We start from the raw sequence: 20,082 nt of genomic DNA, 5'->3' as shown, positions 1-20,082 counted from the left end.
CCCGCGGCCGCCTCTTCGCGGCTGCCTCTCCCGGGCGGCCGCCCGCACGGGCGGCCTCTCCGCGGCCGCTTGCGTCGGCCGCCTGTTCGCGGCTGCCTCTTCGCGGTGCCGCTTCCGTCGGTCGCTTCTTGCGGCTGCCGCTCTGATCGGGGTTCTCAGAGGATCCCGGCGCGGGCGGCGGCCAGGGCGGCGTCGGCGGCGCGGTCGGCGTCCCGCTCGCTCACCGGCTCGTGCGCGACGAACAGCCGGTAGTAGACCGGGGCGACGGCCACCCTGATCACCTCCCGGACGTCGACGACGTCGGGCAGCTCGCCACGGGCGATCGCGCGCCGCACCACCTCGGCCGACTGGTCGTGCCGGGCGGCGAAGAACGCGTGCAGGGCCCGCGCCGCCTCCGGGCTCTGGACGGCCGCCGCCACGAACGCCGACGACACCGGCCCCAGCTCCGGGTCGGCGAACCCGCCGCGGACGAGCTGGACGACCGCCCGCAGGTCGCCCTCGACGCAGCCGGTGTCGGGGATCGGCCACGGCTCGTCCTTGGCCAGCTCCAGGGCGTCGGAGATGAGGCCCTCCACGTTGCCCCACCGCCGGTAGACGGTGGTCTTGTGCACGCCCGACCGCTCGGCCACGTTCTCGACCGTCAGGCCGCGGAAGCCATGGGCCGCCAGCTCGGCCAGGGTCGCCTGGCGCACGGCGTCGCGAACTCGCGCGCTGCGCCCTCCAGGACGTCTGCTCGGTTCCAAAACCTACTCCAGTTGCGTTTGCGGCTTCGCCTGTGCCAAACTAAAGCTACAACAGTTGCGATTGGAGTTCCATCCTGATCAACGTCCGAAGGCTCGGCAAGTCGTACGGCGACCGCGTCGTGCTCACCGATGTGTCCCTGTCCGTGGGCCCCGGCGAGCGCCTGGCCGTCGTCGGCGAGAACGGCTCAGGCAAGTCCACCCTGCTCCGGCTGCTGGCCGGCGTCGAACAGCCCGACGACGGCGAGATCACCATCACCGGCGTCACCGGCGTCACGGGCGTCACCGGCGATGTCGGCCATCTCGGCCAAACGCTCGGCCTGCCGCCCGGTCACACCGTCCAGCAGGCGGTCGACCACGCGCTCGCCGGTCTGCGGGCCATGGAGCGGAGGCTGCGCGAGCTGGAGTCGGCGCTCACCGACGACGTCATGGACGAATACGGCGAGCTACTGACCGCCTACGAGGCCCGCGGCGGCTACACGGCCGACGCGCGCATCGACAAGGCCCTCCACGGCCTCGGCCTGGCGCACGTCGCCCGTGACCGGGTGCTGTCGAGCCTGTCGGGCGGCGAGCGCGCCCGGCTGGGCCTGGCCTGCGTGCTGGCCGCCGACCCCGCCACGCTGCTGCTCGACGAGCCGACCAACCACCTCGACGAGCCGGCGCTGACCTGGCTCGAAGAGCGGCTGCGCGGTCACCGGGGGCCCGTGGTCGTGGTCTCCCACGACCGGGTCTTCCTCGACCAGGTGGCCACCGCCGTCCTGGAGGTCGAGGAGGGGGCCGTCACCCGGTTCGGCGGCGGCTACAGCGGCTACCTGGCCGCCAAGGCGGCGGCGCGGGCGCGGTGGGAGCAGGCGTACGCGGCCTGGTGCGAGGAGGTCCGGCAGGTGCGCGAGCACGCCGCCACCACCGCTCACCGCGTGGCGGCCGGGCGGGCCATGAGGGACAACAACAAGATGGCCTACGACCGCAACGCGGGCCGCGTCCAGAGCTCGGTGGCCACCCGCGTGCGCAACGCCCACGAGCGGCTGCGCCGCCTGGAGGACGAGCCGGTCCCCCGCCCGCCGGCCCCGCTCCGCTTCCGGGCCGCCTTCCGCGCTCCCGTTCCGGCGGGCGACGGTCCGGTGAGCAACGGTCCGGTGAGCAACAGTCCGGCGGGCAACAGTCCGGCGGGCAACAGTCCGGCGGGCAACAGTCCGGCGGGCGACGGGCCGGCCGCGGCCGCGCCCCTGGTGGAGCTGCGTGACGTGCACGTCGGCGACCGGCTCCATGTCGGGTCGCTGACCGTCCGGCCGGGCGAGCGGGTGCTGGTGAGCGGGCCCAACGGGGCGGGCAAGTCCACGTTGCTGCGGGTCCTGGCCGAGCGCGCCGGGTGCCGGGCCGGCCACCTCCCCCAGGACGACGACCTCGACCCCGGCCTGGCCGTGCTCGCCGCGTTCGGGCACGACGGCTACGCCGACGAGCGGCGCGCGGCCCTGCTGGACACCGGCCTCTTCCCCGCGCACGCGCTCGACCGGCGGGTGGGCGAGCTCTCGGTCGGCCAGCGGCGCCGGCTGTCGCTGGCCAGGCTGCTCATCGGGGAGCACGACCTGCTGCTGCTCGACGAGCCGACCAACCATCTGTCGCCCGTCCTGGCCGACGAGCTCGACCACGCGCTCGCCGCCTACCAGGGGGCGGTGGTCATGGTCACGCACGACCGGGCGCTGAGGCGCCGTTTCACGGGCACCGAGATCCGACTGACGGGGGGACACGTATGTTGACCATGATTTCCGCGGGCTCGCCCTACGGCGTGGCCACCGCCGCCGACGGCGCGCTCTGGTTCACGCTCGTCCATCAGGGCTGTGTCGGCAGGCTGGTGCCGGGGCACGAGCCGGTGATCCACCAGCTCGACCCGGCCGACGGGCAGCCCGGCGTGATCGTGCCCGGCCACGACGGCGCGATGTGGTTCACCGAGGGCAAGGGCGGCCGGGTCTGCCGCATCACCGGCGACGGCCAGGTCACCGCGTACCCGGCCGACTCGCCGTACGGGATCGTCGCCGGGCCCGACGGGGCGATGTGGTTCACCCAGATGGGCAGCGGGCGCATCGGGCGCATCGGCGCCGACGGCGAGCGCTCCGACTTCGACGTGCCGGTGGAGGGCGGTATGCCCGCCTTCATCACGGTGGGCGGCGACGACGCGCTCTGGTTCTCGATCAACCAGGGCCACGCCGTCGGCCGGATCTCGCTGTCCGGGGAGGTCACCGTGCATTCGCTGCCCACCGAGGGCGCCGCCCCCGTGGGCATCACGCTCGGGCCCGACGGGGCCGTGTGGTTCGTGGAGATCGGCGCGGGGCAGGTCGGCCGGATCGATCCGGCCGGGAAGATCACCGAGTTCCCGCTGCCCGATCGGGCCTGCCGTCCGCACGCCATCGTGGCCGGTCCCGACGGCGCGCTCTGGTTCACCGAGTGGGCCGCCGGGCGTCTCGGCCGCATCACGGTCGACGGCGCGATCGAGGAGCACCCACTGCCCTCGGTGCCGGTGCCGCCGTCCGCGACCGCCGGGCAGGGCGAGCCGGGCGCCGCCGGCAGCAGCGAGCCGCACGGGCTGACGGTCGGTGCCGACGGAGCGATCTGGGTAGCCCTGGAAGCCGGCGCCCTGGCCCGCATCCTGCCCCCCTCACCCACCCCCGACCAGTGACGGTTGCGCCCAACCGGTGAGCCGCGCGGGCCCCGGTGACCGTGGCGGGTGCTGGCGGTCCTCGGATACCTTCGGCGGCGCGGTGGGGCGGGGTGGCGGTGGGGGGCTGGGGCGGAGTTGACTGGGGGGATGCATGCCATCATCGTCTCCGCCCAGGGCGGTCCAGAGGTTCTCGAATACGTCGAGCGTCCCGATCCGGTGCCGGGTGACGGGGAGGTCGTGGTCGACGTCGCGGCCAGCGGGGTCAACTTCATCGACATCTACCACCGCTCCGGCGCCTACCCGCTCCCGGTGCCGACCCCGATCGGGTCCGAGGGGGCCGGCGTGGTCTCGGCCGTCGGGCCGGGGGTGGACGGGCCGGCCGTCGGCGACACCGTGGCCTGGGCCGGCGTGCTGGGCAGCTACGCGGAGAAGGCCGTGGTGCCGGCCGACCGGCTGGTGCCGGTGCCCGACGGCGTGTCCGCCGAGCTGGCCGCGGCGGCGATGCTCCAGGGCATGACGGCCCACTACCTCACCCACTCGACGTACGACGTCAAGGAGGGCGACCAGGTGCTGGTGCACGCCGGCGCCGGCGGCATGGGCCAGCTGCTGATCCAGGTCGCCAAGCTGCGCGGCGCCAAGGTCTACAGCACGGTCTCCACGCCGGAGAAGGAGAAGCTGGCCCGCGCGGCCGGTGCCGACGAGGTGCTGGGCTACGACGAGTTCGCCGACGCGTTGCGCGGCCGGATCCACGTCGTCTACGACGGCGTCGGCAGGACGACGTTCGACGGCGGCCTGGAGGCGCTGCGCCCGCGCGGGCTCATGGCCCTCTACGGCGCGGCCAGCGGCCCGGTCCCGCCGCTCGATCCGCAGGTGCTCAACCGCGCCGGCTCGCTCTTCCTGACCAGGCCCACGCTGGTCCATTACGTCGCCGAGCGCGAGGAGCTGCTCTGGCGGGCCGCCGACCTGTTCGGCTGGATCGCCTCGGGGCAGCTCAGGATCAACGTGTCCGAGCGCTACCCGCTGGCCGAGGCGCGACGGGCCCACGAGGACCTGGCCGCCCGGCGTACGACCGGAAAGTTGCTGTTGATTCCCTAGCGCTACGCTCGCCCCTTGTGGACATCAATGCGGCAGTCTGGTCGTTCGCTGCCGTCGTCGCGCTCCTGACGATCACGCCGGGGCTCGACACGGCTCTCACCCTGCGCACGTCGCTGCTCACCGGCAGGCGGGCGGCCTGGGGGGTGGTGCTGGGCATCCAGCTCGGCACGCTGGTCTGGGGCGTGCTCACCGCGGCGGGGCTGTCGGCGCTGCTGGCGGCCTCGCGGTTCGCCTACGACGTCCTGCGCTGGGCGGGGGCGGCGTACCTGGTGTGGATGGGGGTGCGCATGCTCCTCGCCAAGGCGCGGGCGGGCGAGGAGGAGGACGGGCAGCGCGCGTTCGGCTTCGGCAAGGGGTTCCGGCGCGGCCTGCTCACGAACCTGCTCAACCCCAAGGTGGGGGCGTTCTACGTGGCGATGTTGCCGCACTTCATCCCGGCCGGCGCGCCGCACGCGGCGATGGGGCTGCTGCTGGCCGGGGTGCACGTGGCCGAGGGGCTGGCGTGGAGCGCGGTGCTGATCGGGTTCGCCTCGCTGATGAGCGACGTCCTGCGGTCGGCCCGCGTACGGCGGATCCTCGACCGGGTGACCGGCGTGGTCATCGTCGGGTTCGGGCTCCAGCTCGCCCTTCACGACTGATCCCAGGCTCGCCCTTCACGACTGATCCCACGGCCAGTCCAGCAGCCGCGCGCCCAGCACCGCGGTCTCCAGGGTGAAGCGCTGGGTGGGGTCGTCGGGCGAGAAGCCGGTCAGCCGGCGGATGCGTTCCAGCCGGTACGTCACCGCCCGCGGGCTGATCCGCAGCCTGCGGGCGGCCGCCGCCTGGTTGCCGTGCGCGGCGAAGACCGCCTCCAGCGTCTCGACCAGCGGCTCGTGCCCGCCCCTGGCGTGCAGCAGCGGGCTCAGCACGCTGGTCACCAGGTCCTCGATCGCGCCGCGGTCGCGCAGCAGCACGGGGAAGACCAGCAGGTCGGCGGCCTTGACGACGTCGAGCGTGAGCCGCAGCGCGTCGGCCAGCTCCAGGGCCCCGGCCGCCTCCCTGAAGGAGGTCACGACGCCGCCCGGCCCGCGGTGCGGCCGTCCGACGCCGACCCGCCATCCGGCCGGGAAGCGGGCGCGTACGTGATGGGTGAACTCCCCCACGGCGGCGGGCAGCGTGGCGGGCACGACGCACACCAGCAGCCCTTCGCGCACCGCCACCAGCACGTTGTGCGAGCCGAACCGGGCGATCAGATCGCGTTCGATGCGGTCCTGGTCCCCGTCGCGCAGCCCGCGGGCGGCGGCCACCACGTACGACTCGGCCAGCCGGAGGCCGAAGTGCTCGGCCCGTTCGGCCAGCCGCTCGGCCCGTCCCTGGAGCAGGTCGTCCACGAACTCCCTGCGGGCCGTCTCCTCGCCTCTGAGGGCGGCGAGCTGGGCCAGCTCGTACCCCTCCATGAGCGCCGAGACGGCCCTGCGCAGCGCGGGCAGCACGTCCGGCAGCCCCTCGGCGGCGGCGAGCGCGCCGTCGACCAGCGTCCGCAGCGGGACGCCCTGCTCGGCGGCGCGCGTGCCGTCGGCGCGGCAGGCGTCGAGCGCCGCCCGCGAGGGCGGACGCCCGGCGGCCGCCCCGGCCAGCACCTGGCGATGCCCGCCGAGCAGGTCGGCGGGCATCCTGGAGAGCACCATCACACTCCTACGTCACGCCTGTCGAAGGACAGGACCGCGGTGAGCACGAGCACTGCCGTCGCTCCCGCCAGCACAAGGTAGTCCCCGACCGGCAGGCCCTCATAGAGCGGCCGGCCCTCGGCGTAGTAGTGGAACGGCGAGAGCCACTTCAGCCAGGCGATGGCCGCCACGCCGCGGCCGAGCGTGACGACGATGTACCCGGCCGCCACCCACACGCCGACGACGGACGAGGCGATCATCCTGCGGCCGGTCACCGCGCCCACGGTCAGGGCCACGGTGCCGAAGAACAGCGCGAGCAGCAGCACCCCGACGTGCGCGGCCAGGACGCGGTCGAACGGCACCCCGAGCTCCGCCGCGTCCCCGGCCGCCCACGCCACGGCCAGCGTCGCGGCGAACACCGCCAGCAGCGCCAGCGCCAGCGCGCAGAACCGCTGGAGCACCAGCCGCTTGCGGTCCACCGGCAGGGTGACGACGAGCTCCAGCGTCCCGGCCTCCTCCGGCTGGGCGATCGCCCGGTTGGCCAGCATGGTGGCGAGGACGACGAACAACATCGGGACGAAGAGCTGGTAGACGACCGTCTGCAGGAAGTTGACGCCGAGCGCCAGGTCGGGCATGCCGCCCATGAGGTCCCTGAGCGGGCCGGGGTACTTGGCCAGGGCCTGCTGGTTGAACGTTCTCGGGTCCTGGCTGACGCTGCGGAAGATGCTGATGTAGAGGGCCATGAACGCGCTGATGCCGACGGTCCACCAGATCAGGGCCCGGCGGTGGTCACGCAGACTCTTGGTGATCATGGTGCCGGTCCTCCTCGCTGTAGTAGGTCAGGAAGATCTCTTCCAGGTCGGGCTCGGCGCTGACCAGATGGACGACGGTGAACCGGGCGGCGGCCTTGACCAGGGCGTCCGGGCGGCCGTCGATCGTGCAGCGGACGCTGGCGCCCTCCACCCGCAGGTCGCGCACCCCCGGCAGGCCCTCGAACGCCGACGCCGGCACCGGGGCGTCGAAGTGCAGCTCCATCCGGCGTACGGCCTTCTCGCGCAGCGCGGCCACGTTCTCCACGGTCACCAGGCGGCCCGCGCGCACGATGCCGACCCGGTCGGAGACGCTCTCCACCTCGGCCAGCACGTGCGAGGACATGAGCACGGTCCGGCCGGCCGCCCGCACCTCCCGGACCATGGCCAGGAACTCCTGCTGGACGAGCGGGTCCAGCCCGCTGGTCGGCTCGTCGAGGATGAGGAACTCCGGCTCGTGCATGAACGCCTGGATCAACCCGACCTTCTGCCTGTTGCCCTTGGAGAGCTTGCGCATCGGCACCGACAGGTCGGCGTCGAACCGTTCGGCCAGCTCCTCGATGCGGCTGCCCGGCACCCCGCCGCGGACGCGGCCGAGGAAGCCGAGGTAGTCGCGGGCCCGGTCGCGGCCTTCGAGCGCCAGCTCGCCGGGCAGGTAGCCGATGCGGGCGCGGGTGGCGGCGGCGCGCGGCTCGTGGCCGAACACGCGGACCGTGCCGCGGGTGGGCCTGATCACGTCGAGCAGCAACCTGATCGTGGTGGTCTTGCCGGCGCCGTTGGGCCCGAGGTAGCCGAAGATCTCGCCGGGCCGGATCTCCAGCGTGAGGTCTTCGAGGCCGCGCCGCCCGCCGTAGTACTTGGTCAGCCCTTCGGCCTGTACCACTGCTGTCATGCCGGAATCGTCCCGCCGGGGCGGCGGTGGGGTCACTGGCCGAAGTCGGCAGGGTCCTGGCCGGTTCCCTTCCGGGACACGGCAACGAGAATGGGCAGGGTGAAGAGCGTGGAGACGGCGTTCGTGCTCGGTGGCGGTGGCGTGCTGGGGGCTCACGAGGTGGGCATGCTCCAGGCGCTCGACGACTTCGGCATCCGGCCCGACGTGGTCGTCGGCACGTCGGTGGGCGCGCTCAACGGCGCGCTCATCGCCGCCGACCCCGCGCGGGCGGTCGACCGGCTGACCTCGTTGTGGCGGTCCGACGTCGTGCGCACGGCGTTCGCCGGGTCGTGGGTGACGCGGCTGTCCACGCTGGCCAGGACCGGCACCCACCTGCATCCCAACGGTCCCCTGCGGGAGGTGCTGGCCGGGACGGTGCGCACGGAGCTGATCGAGGAGCTGGCGGTGCCGTTCCAGTGCGTGGCGGCCTCGGTGGAGCGGGCCGCGGCCCACTGGTTCGCCAGCGGGCCGCTGGTGGAGGCGGTGCTGGCGTCGTGCGCGGTGCCGGGGCTGCTGCCGCCCGTGAAGATCGGCGGGGAGCACTTCTTCGACGGCGGGCTGGTGCACAGCATCCCCGTCGGCCGGGCCGTGCAGCTCGGGGCCAGGCGGGTCTTCGTGCTGCACGTCGGCCGGATCGAGCGCCCGCTGACCGCGCCCCGGCGGTTCTGGGAGGTGGGGATGGTGGCGTTCGAGATCGCGCGCCGCTACCGGTTCGCCGAGGAGATGGCCTCGTTGCCGCCGGGGGTGGAGGTGCACGTGCTGCCCGCCGGGGTCGCCGCGCCGCTGTCCACCCTGCGCTACCGCGACCTGTCCCAGATCTCCACCTACATCGAGCGGGCGTACCAGGCTTCTTCGCACTATCTGCGGACAAGAGGAGGATGAAGGTAGGGCCTCAGGGCAGCAGACCTCAGGGAGGCGCCGTTGATCCCACCGCGTATCGTCCGCCGGATCGTGCTGGCTCCGCTCGTCATCGTGGTCACCGTGGTGGTGCTGGTGACGTTGCCGCTGTGGCTGCTGGTCACGTTCGGGGCGTCCTTGCGGCTGCCGCCGCCGCAGCGCAGGGGGTTGCGGTTCGTCTGGTTCGGCGCGGCCTGGCTGACGCTGGAGTCGGCGGTGCTCATCGCGTGCCTCGGGCTGTGGCTGTCGGGGGCGTTCGGGCGGGCCCGGCGCCAGGAGCGGCACTACGCGCTGATCCGCTGGTTCCTGGCCAAGGTGTACGCGGCGGCGGTGCGGATCTTCCGGCTGACCGTGGACGTCGAGGAGCCCGCGCCGACCCCGCAGGAGCGCGCCGCCCGGCTGAGCCGCCCGGTCGTGGTGCTCTCCCGGCACGCCGGGCCGGGCGACTCCTTTTTGCTGATCTATCACCTGCTGGCGGTGTACGGGCGGCACCCGCGGATCGTCATGAAGGCCGCACTCCAGTACGACCCGTCGCTCGACGTCGTGGTCAACCGCCTGCCGAACGCCTTCGTGCCGCGGCGGTCCGGACGCGAGCGGGTGATCGAGGAGATCCGGCGGCTGTCGGCGACCATGGACGACCGCGACGCGTTGGTGATCTTCCCCGAGGGCGGCAACTTCACCCCGCGCCGGCGGCGGCTGGCGATCCGCCGGCTGGAGGACAAGGGGCTGGCCGAGGAGGCGGAGCGGGCGCGCGGCATGACCCACCTGCTGCCGCCCCGCCCGAACGGGGCCATCGCCGCGATCACCGCCTGCCCGGAGGCCGACGTGGTCTTCGTCGCGCACACCGGCCTGGACGACCTCGTCACGATCGGCGACGTGTGGCGCAGGCTGCCGTACGCGGCGCGGATCACGGCCAGGTGGTGGCGGGTGCCGGCGGCCGAGGTGCCCAGGGACGACCGGGAGAGCCAGGTCCGCTGGCTGTACTCCCACTGGGAGGAGATCGACGCCTGGATCACCGCCCAGGGCGAGCGTTCCCGGCGGGATCAGGCCGAGGGGGCGCCCGGCGGCAGGTAGGGCACGGGGGCCGGGCCGTCGCACAGCAGGCCGAGCAGGGCGTCGGTGTCCAGGTGCTGCTCGATCAGGTCGCCCAGGGCGTCCAGGCGGGCCTCGCGCAGGCGGCCGAAGTCGGTGTCCGGGGCGGGGACGAAGGCGCGCCCGGCCCGTTCGGCCACGTCGGCCAGGAAGGCCCGGCGGAAGGCGTCGTTCTCCAGGGCGCCGTGCCAGGTGGTGCCCCACACGTCGCCGGCGCGGCAGCCGTCCAGGAAGGGTTCGCCGCCCTCGACCGTCGCCCGCCCGTGGTGGATCTCGTACGCGCTGACCGGCTGCCCGTAGGCCCGCCCGACCGGCCGGGCGAGCCGCTTGTCCGGTGCGAACTCGACGCGCACCGGCAGCAGCCCGAGCCCGTCCACCCGGCCCGCCCGCGACTCGACCTCGTCCACGATCTCCCGGCCGAGCATCTGGAACCCGCCGCAGATCCCGAGGACGGGCCCGCGCCGCGCGAGCAGGGCGTCGGCCAGGCCGGTGCGCCGCAGCCAGGCCAGGTCCTCGACCGTGGCCCGCGAGCCCGGCAGCACCACCAGGTCGGCGTCGTCCAGCTCGACCGGGTCGGTCACGAAGCGCACCAGCACGCCGGGCTCAGCGGCCAGGGCGTCCAGGTCGGTGAAGTTGGAGATCCGGGGCAGCCGGACGACCGCCACGCGCAACGTCTGCCTGCCCAGCGGCCGGCCGGTCGCGACCCGGCGGTTGTCCAGCGCGAGGGAGTCCTCGACGTCCAGCCAGAGGCCGTCGAGCCAGGGCAGCACGCCGTACACCGATCGGCCGGTGAGCTTCCTGATCATGTCGAGGCCGGGTTCGAGCAGCTCGCGGGCGCCCCGGAACTTGTTCACCACGAACCCTGAGACGAGGGCCTGGTCGGCCGCGTCCAGCAGCGCGACCGTGCCGTGGAAGGCGGCGAACACGCCGCCCCTGTCGATGTCGCCGACCACGACGACGGGCAGCCCGGCGGCCCTGGCCAGGCCCATGTTCGCGATGTCGCCGCGGCGCAGGTTGATCTCCGCGGGGCTGCCGGCGCCCTCGCAGATCACCACGTCGTACTGGGCGCGCAGCCGGTCCAGGGAGGCCAGGGCGGTGGTCCGCAGGAGGTCCTTGAGCGCGCCGTACTCCATGGCGTCCACGTCCGCGACGGGCTCGCCCAGGAGCACGACCTGGCTGCGGCGGTCGCTGCCCGGCTTGAGCAGGACGGGGTTCATGTCGGCGACCGGTTCCAGCCCGGCGGCCTGGGCCTGCATGGCCTGGGCGCGGCCGATCTCGGCGCCGCCGGCGGTGACGTAGGAGTTGAGCGACATGTTCTGGGCCTTGAAGGGCGCCACGCGCACGCCCTGGCGGGCCAGCCAGCGGCAGATCCCGGCGGTGACCACGCTCTTGCCCGCGTCGGAGGTGGTGCCGGCGACCAGCATCGCGCCCGTGACCTGCCCAGGATTCATGCGATCACCGTACATGAGCCCCCAAACTGCGAAATTTCCCAGAAACCGCCCATTTACGAATCGTGTGACTTCTGCCACTCTGGCTAGAACGTTCGCCTAGAACAGCATTCTAGATTTTCCTACGGGAAGGGTGGGCATGGTCAGGACGTTGGGTTCGCCGCGTACCGGCGTCATCGACGCGCGGACCAGGGCGCCGTTCGGCTGGGCGCCGCTGGTCGTGCTCTTCATCGTCGGGCTCGTGGACCGCATGGAGTACAACCTGCTGTCGGGGGTGCTGCCGCTCGTCCAGAAGGAGTGGGGCTTCAGCGACACCGCCGCGGGCTCGATCCCGACCGCCGCGGCGCTGGCCGCCGCGATCGTCTCCCTGCCCGCGGGCTTCCTGGCCGACCGGTTCAGCCGGACGCGGATCATCGCGGTGGTCGTGCTGCTGTGGGCCGTCGCCACGCTCGGCTCGGGCCTGGCCACCGGCTTCGTGATGTTCTACCTGATGCGGGTGCTGCTCGCGGCGGCCGAGAACATCGACAACCCGGCGGCCGGCAGCCTGCTCGCCGACTACTACCCGCCGGTCAGCCGGGCCAAGGCGTACGGGCTGACCCGCGTCACGACCTACCTCGGCGGCATCGGCACGCTGCTGGGCGGCGTGCTGGCCGAGGTGTTCTCCTGGCGCACCGCGTTCCTGGTGATGGTGGTGCCCGGCGTGCTCACGGCGGTGCTCGTGTGGTTCCTGCGCGAGCCGGGCCGCGGCGACCTGGACCGGATGGTCGCCGGAGCCCCCGCAGAAACCGCGGAGCCGGCCGAGCGGGCCACCCCGCCCAAAGCGCCCTTCTGGCAGCAGTTCGGGCAGGTCATCCGCATCCCGACGCTGCTGTTCGTCTGCGTCGGGCTGGGCCTGCTCACCCTCGGCCTGGCCGGGATCTTCTACTGGCTGCCCACGCTCATGGTCCGCGAGTACGGCGTCGGCGTCGGCGCCGCCGGCTCGCTGAGCGGCCTGATCACCATCGCCGGGACGCTGGCCGGCACCCTGGTCGGCTCCTGGCTGGGCCGCAGGTGGCACGGCACCCGCAAGGGCGGCAGGCTGCTGGCCGGCGGCGGCGGCATCACGGCGGGCGCGGCCGTCCTGGCCGGCGCGCTGGCCATGGACTCGATCGGCCCGATGACCGCGCTGGTCCTGCTGGCCTGCTCGCTCATGTCGATCGCGATCCCGAACATGACGGCCTGCCTGGCCGACGTCGTCCCGGCCGCCGCGCGCGGTCTCGGCTTCGCCGTCCTGCAACTGCTCATCACGGCGGCCGGGGCGTTCGGCTCGCTCGTCGTCGGCATCGCCTCCGACCGGTTCGGCTCGCTGATCGGCGGCATGTACCTGCTGGTCGTCCCCATGATCGTGGGCGGCCTCCTGACGCTCGGCGCCCGCGCCTCCTTCGAGCGCGACGCCGGACGCGTCATGGACGCCGCCCGCGCCGGCTAGGACGGCAGGCAGACGGTCAGCGCGCCCGGGGCCACCTTCGCCTTGATCTTGGTGGTGGCCTCGCGGTCGCCGCCGTCCAGCTCGTACGTCATCGGCGAGCCGAACCGGGCCGACACCTTGCGCGCCCGGGTGATGCGCACGAACGGCGAGTCCTCCGACCGTCCGGCGGCCATCTTGCCCATCACCCGGGCCCACTGGATCGGCCCCTTGGCCGTGGACAACCCGACCTCCAGCCAGCCGTCGTCGGGCCGGGCGTCGTCGAACGCCTCGACCCCGCCGGCGATCGTGCCCACGTTCCCGAGCAGCAGGCAGCTCGCCTCCCCCTCGAACCAGGTGGACCCGTCGACCTTGACCGTCATCGGCACCAGGGGCCCGCCGACGTGCCGGACGGCGGCCTTGACGTAGCTCAGCTTGCCGAACTTCCGCTTGGCCTTGCCGTCGGCCTCGGCGATCATCTCGGCCTCGAACCCGGCCCCGGCCATGACCGCGAAGTGCTCGCCGTTGAGCACCCCGAGGTCCAGCTCGGCACGGCGGCCCTCGAAGCCGATCCGTACGGACTCCTCCAGGTCGGTGGGGATGCCCAGGTTGCCGGCGAACAGGTTGGCCGTCCCGGCGGGCAGGATCGCCATCGGCACGCCGGAGCCGGCCATGGCGTCGGCGCAGCGTTGCACCATGCCGTCACCGCCCCAGACGAACACCAGCTCCGCGCCCGCCTTGAGCGCCTTGCGCACCTTCTTGGGCGCCTTCTTGCTCTTGGGCACCTCGTGCCAGATCAGCTCGCCGACGTCCCGCTCGGTGAGCAGCACGCGCAGCCGGTCCAGGCCGGCGCCGAGGATCTTCTTCTGATGTGCGACAACCGCGATAGTGGGGGACACTCCTCCCGCACTACCCGGGCTTTACCGGGTTATTGATGGCTTTTGTGCGGGTAGCGGTGGCCGAATGCGCATCCAGGACTGGTTCCTCACCGAGGAGGAACGCGACAACCGGGCGACCGGCCTCGACGCGTGGTCCAGCGGCAACGACGTACGGCCGCTCATCCACGGCGCCACGTACTTCGCCGAGCTGAAGACCTGTCTGGAAGCGCTGCGCAAGGACGACCTGCTGCTGTTCGCCGACTGGCGGGGCGACCCCGACGAGCGGCTGACCGACGACGGCCCCACGGTGAGCGCCGCCCTCGGGGCAGCGGCCGAGCGCGGCGCCGTCGTCAGGGGCCTCATCTGGCGCTCCCACCTGGACCGCCTGCGGTTCAGCGCGGCCGAGAACCGGCACCTGGGCGAGAAGATCGAGAACGCGCACGGGCAGGCGCTGCTGGACACCCGGACCAAGCCGGGCGGCTCGCACCACCAGAAGTTCGTCATCCTCCGCCACGACCGCGACCCCTCGGCGGACGTGGCCTTCGTCGGCGGCATCGACCTGTGCCACAGCCGCCGCGACGACGCCGAACACCTGGGCGACCCGCAGTCCTGCCCGATGCCCGACGTGTACGGCCCCCGCCCGCCCTGGCACGACATCCAGCTCGCCATCCACGGACCGGCGGTCGCCGAGGTGGAGAAGACCTTCTGCGAGCGCTGGGAGGACCCGGCCCCCGAGACCAGGGACCCGCTGCGCCGCCTGCGCGACCACTTCAGCAGGCTGGACGACGCTCCCCCGCTGCCCGACCCGGGCCCGCCGCCCCCGCCCGCCGGCACGCACCACGTCCAGCTCCTGCGCACCTACCCCGCCCGGCACAGCGCGTACCCGTTCGCGCCGGACGGCGAGCGCAGCATCGCGCACGCCTACCACAAGGTGCTCGGCAGGGCCCGGTCGCTGGTGTACCTGGAGGACCAGTACCTGTGGTCCACGGACGTGATCGAGCCGTTCGCCCAGGCGCTGGAGCGCGAGCCGGAGCTGCGCATGATCATCGTGGTGCCGCGCCACCCCGACCAGGACGGCTGGCTGGCCGGCCCGGCGAGCCTGATCGGCCGGGTCGAGGCGCTGGACCGGCTGATGCGGGCCGGCGGCGACCGGGTCGCGATCTACGACCTGGAGAACCACCAGGGCACCCCCGTCTACGTGCACGCCAAGGTGTGCGTGGTGGACGACGTGTGGGCGTCGGTCGGGTCGGACAACGTCAACCTGCGCTCGTGGACCTACGACTCGGAGCTGAGCTGCGCCGTCCTGGACGAGCGGGAGGACCCGAGGCCGCCGCACGGCGCCCTGCGGTTCGCCCGCGACCTGCGGCTGGCGCTCATGGCCGAGCACCTGGACGAGGAGTCGGAGTCCGGCCGGGACGAGCTGTGCGACCCGGTCGCCGCGTTCGACGCGTTCGCCGAGTCGGCGGCCCGGCTGGAGGGTTGGCACTCGGCCGGCTGCCGGGGCCCGCGCCCGTCCGGCCGGTTACGCCCGCACCCGGCCCCCACGCTGTCCCGGGTGCGCAGGGCGATGGCCATGCCGCTCTACCGGTTCGCCGTCGACCCCGACGGCCGGCCGCCGGAGCTGCGGAGATCGCGGAGGTTCTGATGAAGACATTCCTGCTCGACAGGCTGGGACCACGGATGACGGTCGCGGCGTTCGCCGTCGCGCTCATCATGATCCCGTTCTCCCTGCTGCTCGTCGTGGCCAAGATGCCGCTCAACCGGCTGGACGCCGGGGTGGCCCATGAACTGCACGAGTACGCGCTCGCCCATCCCGGCGTGACCAGGGTGCTCATCGTCTGGACCGACCTGTTCGGGCCGTGGCCGTGGCGCGTCGCGGTGGCGGCGTTCACCGTCTGGCTGCTGATGCACGGCAGGCGCCGGCTGGCCCTGTGGGCGATCACGACCGTGACCGCGGGCGGCCTGATCGGGCTCGGCCTGAAGATCCTCGTCGCGCGGGTGCGGCCGCACCTGCCCGACCCCGTCGCGCTGGCGCCCGGCGACTCCTTCCCCTCCGGCCACGCGGTCAACGTGACGCTCGGGGCCGGGGTCGTCACCCTGCTCCTGCTGCCGATGCTGCCCCGGTGGGGGCGCCGGCTCGCCTGGGTGCTGGCCTGTTTCGTGGTGGTCTCGGTGGGCTTCACCAGGATCGCCCTCGGCGTGCACTGGGTGAGCGACGTCGTGGCGGGGGTCGTGCTGGGCGTGGCGGTGATCGCCGCGACCGCGGCGGCGTTCGAGACGTGGCGGCGCGACACGGGCCGCCGGCCCACCGCGCCGCTGACCGAAGGTATGGAACCCGAACCGGTGAAGGTGCCCGATGAGCAAAGCTGAGCATGTCCGGTACTACGCGCTGTCGCTGGTGTTACCTCTGGTGCTGATGGGCGCCGTCACGTACGGCATGGGGCTGCTCATCGTCGGCGTCCCGCAGCCCGGCGACGTGGCGGTGAGCAAGGACTTCGCCTCCATCCGCACGTCGCTGTGGAACACGCTCACCGACTACGGCACCAGCCTGTCGGACACGCCCTACGTCGTGGCGTTCACGGCGGTGGCGGTGATCCTGTTCCGGCTGGTCTACAAGCGCTGGCGGGAGTCGATCTTCATGATCGCGGCGGTCTGGGGCCAGTCGCTGGTCTTCCTGGCCACCACCGAGCCCGTCGGCCGCAGCCGTCCGCCGGTGCCCCACCTCGACCCCGCGCCGCCCACCTCCAGCTTCCCCTCGGGGCACGTCAGCGCCGCCGTCGCCTTCTACTGCGGGCTGGCGCTGGTGCTGACGACGCACGTGCGCAACCGGGCGCTGCAGGTGGTGATCTGGACGATCGGGATCGCCGCCCCGCTGATCGTCGCCTTCTCCCGGCTCTACCGCGGCATGCACTTCTTCTCGGACGTGACGTGGGGGCTGCTGCTCGGGGTGTTCTGCGTGGTGGTGGCCGCGCGGTCCATCCTCTACCGCACCTGGGACAGACGCCCGGCGGCCGCGGAGGGCGACCGCCGGCGTCCCGCCTCCGTGCGGGACTAGCGGCGGTGGTGGGCGGGCCCGCGGCCCGCCCGCTGCCCCCGCCGGGCCCCATGATGCGCAGGCCCGGCCCCACCAGGGACCATGCCGCCGCGGCGCCTACCATACGGCCCATGACCACGCACGGATTCACGCTCACCGCGAGGGGCCCGTTCGACTTCGGCGCCGCGCTGCGCTTCGTCGAGGACTGGCCGGCCACCAGCGCGCTGCCCTCCGACGGCCGGACGCTGCGCTTCGCCTACTGCGCCGAGTCCGACTGGCTGCCGATCGGCGTGAGCGTCACCGCCGCCCCCGGCGGCGTCGCCGTCACCACCACCCGCGCGGCCGGCCCGGCGATCCGGGGCGAGATCGCGCGCATCCTCTCCCTCGACGTGGACGCCACCGGCTTCGCCGAGCTCGGCGAAGCCGACCCGGTGCTCGGCGACGTGCAGCGGGACCGCCCCGGGCTGCGGCCGGTGTGCTTCTGGAGCCCGTGGGAGGCGGCCTGCTGGGCGGTGATCGTGCAGCGCTCGTCGATGCTGATCGCCTCGCGCGTCAAGCAGCGCATCGCCGACCGGTACGGCGCCGCCGTCACCGTGGACGGGCAGGCGTACCAGGCGTTCCCGCCGCCCGTGAGCCTGGTGGACGCGGGCGGTCTCGGCCTGCCCGCGCAGAAGGAGGAGTGGCTGCGCGGCCTGGCGCGGGCGGCGCTCGACGGCGTGCTCACCACCGAGCACCTGCGCTCGCTCACCCCCGAGGACGCCCTGGCCGAACTGCGCGCGCTGCCCGGCGTGGGACCGTTCTCGGCCGGGCTGATCCTGATCCGCGGAGCCGGCGCGCCCGACGCGTTCCCCGGCGACGAACCCCGGCTGTTCGGCATCCTGCGCGAGGCGTACGGGCTGCCCGAGGACGCCCCCGCGAGCGCCTACCGCAAGCTCGCCGAGTCGTGGCGGCCCTACCGGTCGTGGGCGTCGTTCCTGTTCCGCGCCACCGGCTACCGGGCCGCCGCAGACTGACCGAGCCCGCGCATGGCCCGCGCGCCCGATGATCCTTAGAGTGGTCGCCATGACGGACGACGCCGACATCCGGGCCGGCGACCACGACCGCGACCAGGTGGCCGACAGGCTGCGGCAGGCGGTCGCCGAAGGCCGCATCAGCCTCGACGAGTTACGCGAACGCATCGACCGCACGTACGCCGCCAGGACCGTAGGCGAGCTCAGTGCCCTCGTCGCCGACCTGCCCGCCCTCTCCCCCGTCCCCGCCTCCCCCTCCGACGTGCTGAGGATGCACACCGCGCACTGGCGGGTGAGCCGGACCGGGCGGTGGGTGGTGCCGCCGCGCATCGACGTCCGGCTGGGCGTCTGGGGGACCGCGAAGCTCGACTTCCTCGCCGCCGAGTGTCCCCATCCCGAGGTGCTGGTGCAGGTGACGATCACCTCGTGGTTCGGCGACCTGCATCTGAAGGTGCCGCACGGCTGGCGGGTGCGCGCAGACGAGGTGGTCTCCCCCGGGCTCGGCCGGGTCCACAACAAACCAGTCGAACCGCCCGCCGCCGACGCTGTGGTGCTCCGCCTCTCCGGCCACAGCCAGGGCGACATCTGGATCCGCTACCAGGCCCCGACAACTTGACGGCTTCTCACCTGACCACTCAGCTTCCGATCATCTGATCGTTTCGTGTTGATCACTTCGCGGTCCGCCCCGTCTGAACAGGCTCTCCCGCCGTCCGGTTTTTTTCGGGAACCCCCTCGGGCCGCCGCCGTCATGCGTGCCGGAGGCCCGCGGCGCTCGCCGCAGCCCACGCACCCGTCCCCGCCGCACCGACGGCGGGCCGCCGCCCGTGCCGGGGCGTGGTCGTCACGTCGTCACAGGGAGGTCAGGGCGGCGAGTTCGCGCCACTCCGGGAGGGGCACGTCGCCGGGGCGGTCGGTGAGGACCTGGAGGCACACGTGGTCGGCGCCCGCGTCGAGGTGGGCCCGTACGCGCTTCTCGATCGCCGCCGCGTCGCCGTGGGCCACGATCGCGTCCACCAGCCTGTCGCTGCCGTGCTCGATCTCGTCCTCGCCGAAGCCGAGCCTGCGCAGGCTGGCGGCCTGGTGGGGCGCCGCCGTCCGGTAGAAGGAGACGTGCTCCGCGGCCACCTCGCGGGCCCTGGCCGGGTCGCGGTGCAGCACGACGGCCTGCTCGACGGCCAGCAACGCGCCCGGCCCCATCGCCTCCCTGGCCCGCGCGGTGTGCTCGACGGGCACGAAGTACGTGTGGGCGCCGAGCGTACGCCGGGCCGCCAGGCCCAGCATCTTCGGGCCGAGCGCGGCCAGCATGCGGCGCGGCGCGTGCGCCGGGGCCGCCGATTCCAGCGGGACGGCGTCCATGGCGTCGAGGTAGCCGCCCATCGTGGTCACCGCCCGGCCCAGGCTGGGGATCTTGTAGCCGTCCATCTGGATCGGCTCGTCGCTGATGCGGTGGCCGCCGAGGCCGAGGAGGTACCGGCCGGGATGGGCCTCGTTGAGCGCCCGTTCGGCGGCGGCCATGGTGATCGGGTCGCGCAGGGCGATGTTGGCGATGCCGGCGGCCACCGTGATCCGCCTGGTCGCCGAGAGCAGCAGCCACGACTGGCTCACCGAGTCGCGGCCGAACCCCTCGCCGAACCACAGGGCGCCGTACCCCAGCTCCTCGATCTCCGCCGCGGCCTCTTGCGCCACCCCGGCGGGGTGGGCCTCGAGGGCGAACGTCCACAGGCCCACCTTGCCCAGGCGGGGTCCGTCGTCGGTCATGGGTCACCGTCCCGTCTATGCGGAGAACTTCTCCGGTTACGTCGGGGACTATAATCGGAGACGTTCTCCGATTCAACCCGCGGGAGGGTCCAGTGCCGGCACGGACCATGCGCGCCGACGCGCGCCGCAACTACGAGCAGCTGGTGGCGGCGGCCATCGCCGTGGTCGCCGAGGAGGGGCCCGACGCCTCGCTCAACGAGATCGCCAGACGGGCCGGCGTCGGGGCGGGCACGCTCTACCGGCACTTCCCCACCCGCGAGGCGCTGCTCGCGGCCGTGTTCGAGGGGCGGCTGACCCGGCTGTGCGCACGGGCGGAGGAGGCGGGCGAGACGCTGCCGCCCGGCGAGGCGCTGGTGGCCTGGCTGCGGTCGCTGGTCGCGCACGCCATGACCGACCGGGGGCTCGGGGCACGGATGATGCTCACGCAGGACGGGGCGGGGGTCGACTGCTGGGCGATGTTGCGCGCCGCCGCCACCCGGCTGCTGCTGCCCGCCCAGGAGGCGGGGGCCGTGCGCGCGGACGTCGAGGTCGCCGACCTGGTCGAGCTGGCGGCGGGCATCGCCCAGGCCACCCCCGACCCGGCCCGCGCCGACCGCCTCCTCACCCTCACCCTGGACGGCCTCCACCCCCGCCCCTGACCCCAT

The 20,082-nt window shown here is 73.5% G+C and carries 20 protein-coding genes; 13 read left to right on the top strand and 7 right to left on the bottom strand.

Annotation, left to right across the window (positions count from 1 at the left end):
* Nucleotides 1-155 precede the first annotated feature (155 nt).
* Complete coding sequence (locus tag ACFYUV_RS40655) at nucleotides 156-692, bottom strand: TetR/AcrR family transcriptional regulator (RefSeq protein ID WP_387678887.1); 537 nt, start codon at nucleotides 690-692, stop codon at nucleotides 156-158.
* A gap of 170 nt (nucleotides 693-862) precedes the next feature.
* Here ACFYUV_RS40655 and ACFYUV_RS40650 point away from each other — a divergent pair, with 170 nt between their 5' ends.
* The 4 genes from ACFYUV_RS40650 (at nucleotide 863) to ACFYUV_RS40635 (ending at nucleotide 5,129) form a co-directional block, all read left to right on the top strand.
* Nucleotides 863-2,497: an ABC-F family ATP-binding cassette domain-containing protein gene (locus tag ACFYUV_RS40650; protein ID WP_387678884.1), complete on the top strand. Its 1,635-nt coding sequence runs from the start codon at nucleotides 863-865 to the stop codon at nucleotides 2,495-2,497.
* Nucleotides 2,491-3,414 (top strand): virginiamycin B lyase, encoded by a 924-nt coding sequence (locus tag ACFYUV_RS40645; protein WP_387678881.1) that lies wholly within the window; start codon nucleotides 2,491-2,493, stop codon nucleotides 3,412-3,414. Before ACFYUV_RS40650 ends, ACFYUV_RS40645 begins: the two co-directional genes overlap by 7 nt.
* Before the next feature lie 129 nt (nucleotides 3,415-3,543).
* Nucleotides 3,544-4,491 (top strand): quinone oxidoreductase family protein, encoded by a 948-nt coding sequence (locus ACFYUV_RS40640; RefSeq protein WP_387678879.1) that lies wholly within the window; start codon nucleotides 3,544-3,546, stop codon nucleotides 4,489-4,491.
* Between the two features lie 17 nt (nucleotides 4,492-4,508).
* Nucleotides 4,509-5,129 carry a LysE family translocator gene (locus ACFYUV_RS40635; protein WP_387678876.1) on the top strand — a complete coding sequence of 207 codons (621 nt, stop codon included), beginning with the start codon at nucleotides 4,509-4,511 and terminating at the stop codon, nucleotides 5,127-5,129.
* A 15-nt stretch (nucleotides 5,130-5,144) separates the two neighbouring features.
* Here ACFYUV_RS40635 and ACFYUV_RS40630 read toward each other — a convergent pair whose 3' ends face one another.
* Genes ACFYUV_RS40630 through ACFYUV_RS40620 form a run of 3 tightly spaced genes read right to left on the bottom strand, consistent with a single transcriptional unit; the run spans nucleotide 5,145 to nucleotide 7,838 of the window.
* The gene (locus ACFYUV_RS40630) at nucleotides 5,145-6,158 is read right to left on the bottom strand and encodes a helix-turn-helix domain-containing protein (RefSeq protein ID WP_352323507.1); all 1,014 of its coding nucleotides are present in this window, start codon (nucleotides 6,156-6,158) and stop codon (nucleotides 5,145-5,147) included.
* Nucleotides 6,158-6,949, bottom strand: coding sequence for an ABC transporter permease subunit (locus tag ACFYUV_RS40625; RefSeq protein ID WP_387678874.1), 792 nt, complete (start codon nucleotides 6,947-6,949; stop codon nucleotides 6,158-6,160). The genes ACFYUV_RS40630 and ACFYUV_RS40625 overlap by 1 nt, the downstream gene beginning before the upstream one ends.
* Complete coding sequence (locus ACFYUV_RS40620; RefSeq protein ID WP_387678871.1) at nucleotides 6,927-7,838, bottom strand: ATP-binding cassette domain-containing protein; 912 nt, start codon at nucleotides 7,836-7,838, stop codon at nucleotides 6,927-6,929. The genes ACFYUV_RS40625 and ACFYUV_RS40620 overlap by 23 nt, the downstream gene beginning before the upstream one ends.
* A gap of 90 nt (nucleotides 7,839-7,928) precedes the next feature.
* Between ACFYUV_RS40620 and ACFYUV_RS40615 the strand changes: the two genes are divergently transcribed.
* On the top strand, nucleotides 7,929-8,759 hold the full coding sequence (locus tag ACFYUV_RS40615; RefSeq protein ID WP_387678869.1) for a patatin-like phospholipase family protein: 831 nt from the start codon (nucleotides 7,929-7,931) through the stop codon (nucleotides 8,757-8,759).
* 39 nt (nucleotides 8,760-8,798) lie between these two features.
* On the top strand, nucleotides 8,799-9,848 hold the full coding sequence (locus ACFYUV_RS40610; RefSeq protein WP_387678866.1) for a 1-acyl-sn-glycerol-3-phosphate acyltransferase: 1,050 nt from the start codon (nucleotides 8,799-8,801) through the stop codon (nucleotides 9,846-9,848).
* On the opposite strand, the gene ACFYUV_RS40605 is transcribed toward ACFYUV_RS40610, so the two are convergent.
* On the bottom strand, nucleotides 9,818-11,317 hold the full coding sequence (locus ACFYUV_RS40605) for a cobyric acid synthase (RefSeq protein ID WP_387678863.1): 1,500 nt from the start codon (nucleotides 11,315-11,317) through the stop codon (nucleotides 9,818-9,820). The two genes, ACFYUV_RS40610 and ACFYUV_RS40605, sit on opposite strands and share 31 nt — an antisense overlap.
* A gap of 136 nt (nucleotides 11,318-11,453) precedes the next feature.
* On the opposite strand from ACFYUV_RS40605, the gene ACFYUV_RS40600 reads away from it, so the two are divergent.
* The gene (locus ACFYUV_RS40600; RefSeq protein ID WP_387678860.1) at nucleotides 11,454-12,782 is read left to right on the top strand and encodes an MFS transporter; all 1,329 of its coding nucleotides are present in this window, start codon (nucleotides 11,454-11,456) and stop codon (nucleotides 12,780-12,782) included.
* On the opposite strand, the gene ACFYUV_RS40595 is transcribed toward ACFYUV_RS40600, so the two are convergent.
* On the bottom strand, nucleotides 12,779-13,657 hold the full coding sequence (locus tag ACFYUV_RS40595; RefSeq protein WP_352323514.1) for a diacylglycerol kinase family protein: 879 nt from the start codon (nucleotides 13,655-13,657) through the stop codon (nucleotides 12,779-12,781). The genes ACFYUV_RS40600 and ACFYUV_RS40595 overlap by 4 nt on opposite strands.
* A 64-nt stretch (nucleotides 13,658-13,721) precedes the next feature.
* Between ACFYUV_RS40595 and ACFYUV_RS40590 the strand changes: the two genes are divergently transcribed.
* The 5 genes from ACFYUV_RS40590 (at nucleotide 13,722) to ACFYUV_RS40570 (ending at nucleotide 18,296) form a co-directional block, all read left to right on the top strand.
* Nucleotides 13,722-15,281: a phospholipase D family protein gene (locus ACFYUV_RS40590; RefSeq protein ID WP_387678856.1), complete on the top strand. Its 1,560-nt coding sequence runs from the start codon at nucleotides 13,722-13,724 to the stop codon at nucleotides 15,279-15,281.
* Complete coding sequence (locus ACFYUV_RS40585) at nucleotides 15,281-16,006, top strand: phosphatase PAP2 family protein (protein ID WP_357980818.1); 726 nt, start codon at nucleotides 15,281-15,283, stop codon at nucleotides 16,004-16,006. Before ACFYUV_RS40590 ends, ACFYUV_RS40585 begins: the two co-directional genes overlap by 1 nt.
* On the top strand, nucleotides 15,993-16,691 hold the full coding sequence (locus ACFYUV_RS40580) for a phosphatase PAP2 family protein (protein ID WP_387678853.1): 699 nt from the start codon (nucleotides 15,993-15,995) through the stop codon (nucleotides 16,689-16,691). The genes ACFYUV_RS40585 and ACFYUV_RS40580 overlap by 14 nt, the downstream gene beginning before the upstream one ends.
* Nucleotides 16,692-16,801: 110 nt before the next feature.
* The gene (locus ACFYUV_RS40575; protein WP_387678852.1) at nucleotides 16,802-17,683 is read left to right on the top strand and encodes a DNA-3-methyladenine glycosylase family protein; all 882 of its coding nucleotides are present in this window, start codon (nucleotides 16,802-16,804) and stop codon (nucleotides 17,681-17,683) included.
* A 49-nt stretch (nucleotides 17,684-17,732) separates the two neighbouring features.
* Nucleotides 17,733-18,296 (top strand): DUF1707 domain-containing protein, encoded by a 564-nt coding sequence (locus ACFYUV_RS40570; protein ID WP_387678849.1) that lies wholly within the window; start codon nucleotides 17,733-17,735, stop codon nucleotides 18,294-18,296.
* Nucleotides 18,297-18,529: 233 nt separating this feature from the next.
* Here ACFYUV_RS40570 and ACFYUV_RS40565 read toward each other — a convergent pair whose 3' ends face one another.
* A complete protein-coding gene (locus ACFYUV_RS40565; RefSeq protein WP_387678846.1) occupies nucleotides 18,530-19,438 on the bottom strand; it encodes a TIGR03620 family F420-dependent LLM class oxidoreductase in 909 nt (302 codons plus the stop codon).
* A 92-nt stretch (nucleotides 19,439-19,530) separates the two neighbouring features.
* On the opposite strand from ACFYUV_RS40565, the gene ACFYUV_RS40560 reads away from it, so the two are divergent.
* Nucleotides 19,531-20,076 (top strand): TetR/AcrR family transcriptional regulator, encoded by a 546-nt coding sequence (locus ACFYUV_RS40560; RefSeq protein WP_387678844.1) that lies wholly within the window; start codon nucleotides 19,531-19,533, stop codon nucleotides 20,074-20,076.
* Nucleotides 20,077-20,082 lie beyond the last annotated feature (6 nt).

The sequence above is a fragment of the Nonomuraea sp. NPDC003560 genome (assembly GCF_042878785.1).
Lineage (GTDB): Bacteria > Actinomycetota > Actinomycetes > Streptosporangiales > Streptosporangiaceae > Nonomuraea.
The sequence above is the reverse complement of the archived record's forward strand: the minus strand, read 5'-3'. Positions and strand labels throughout refer to the sequence as shown.

What these genes read in the sequence shown, in the direction of transcription:
- ACFYUV_RS40645 (WP_387678881.1), top strand. Translation starts at nt 2,491, where the DNA reads ATGTTGACCATGATTTCCGCGGGCTCGCCCTACGGCGTGGCCACCGCC.
- ACFYUV_RS40640 (WP_387678879.1), top strand. Translation starts at nt 3,544, where the DNA reads ATGCATGCCATCATCGTCTCCGCCCAGGGCGGTCCAGAGGTTCTCGAA.
- ACFYUV_RS40630 (WP_352323507.1), bottom strand. Translation starts at nt 6,158, where the DNA reads ATGGTGCTCTCCAGGATGCCCGCCGACCTGCTCGGCGGGCATCGCCAG.
- ACFYUV_RS40625 (WP_387678874.1), bottom strand. Translation starts at nt 6,949, where the DNA reads ATGATCACCAAGAGTCTGCGTGACCACCGCCGGGCCCTGATCTGGTGG.
- ACFYUV_RS40620 (WP_387678871.1), bottom strand. Translation starts at nt 7,838, where the DNA reads ATGACAGCAGTGGTACAGGCCGAAGGGCTGACCAAGTACTACGGCGGG.
- ACFYUV_RS40615 (WP_387678869.1), top strand. Translation starts at nt 7,929, where the DNA reads ATGGGCAGGGTGAAGAGCGTGGAGACGGCGTTCGTGCTCGGTGGCGGT.
- ACFYUV_RS40605 (WP_387678863.1), bottom strand. Translation starts at nt 11,317, where the DNA reads ATGAATCCTGGGCAGGTCACGGGCGCGATGCTGGTCGCCGGCACCACC.
- ACFYUV_RS40600 (WP_387678860.1), top strand. Translation starts at nt 11,454, where the DNA reads ATGGTCAGGACGTTGGGTTCGCCGCGTACCGGCGTCATCGACGCGCGG.
- ACFYUV_RS40590 (WP_387678856.1), top strand. Translation starts at nt 13,722, where the DNA reads ATGCGCATCCAGGACTGGTTCCTCACCGAGGAGGAACGCGACAACCGG.
- ACFYUV_RS40585 (WP_357980818.1), top strand. Translation starts at nt 15,281, where the DNA reads ATGAAGACATTCCTGCTCGACAGGCTGGGACCACGGATGACGGTCGCG.
- ACFYUV_RS40580 (WP_387678853.1), top strand. Translation starts at nt 15,993, where the DNA reads ATGAGCAAAGCTGAGCATGTCCGGTACTACGCGCTGTCGCTGGTGTTA.
- ACFYUV_RS40575 (WP_387678852.1), top strand. Translation starts at nt 16,802, where the DNA reads ATGACCACGCACGGATTCACGCTCACCGCGAGGGGCCCGTTCGACTTC.
- ACFYUV_RS40570 (WP_387678849.1), top strand. Translation starts at nt 17,733, where the DNA reads ATGACGGACGACGCCGACATCCGGGCCGGCGACCACGACCGCGACCAG.
- ACFYUV_RS40565 (WP_387678846.1), bottom strand. Translation starts at nt 19,438, where the DNA reads ATGACCGACGACGGACCCCGCCTGGGCAAGGTGGGCCTGTGGACGTTC.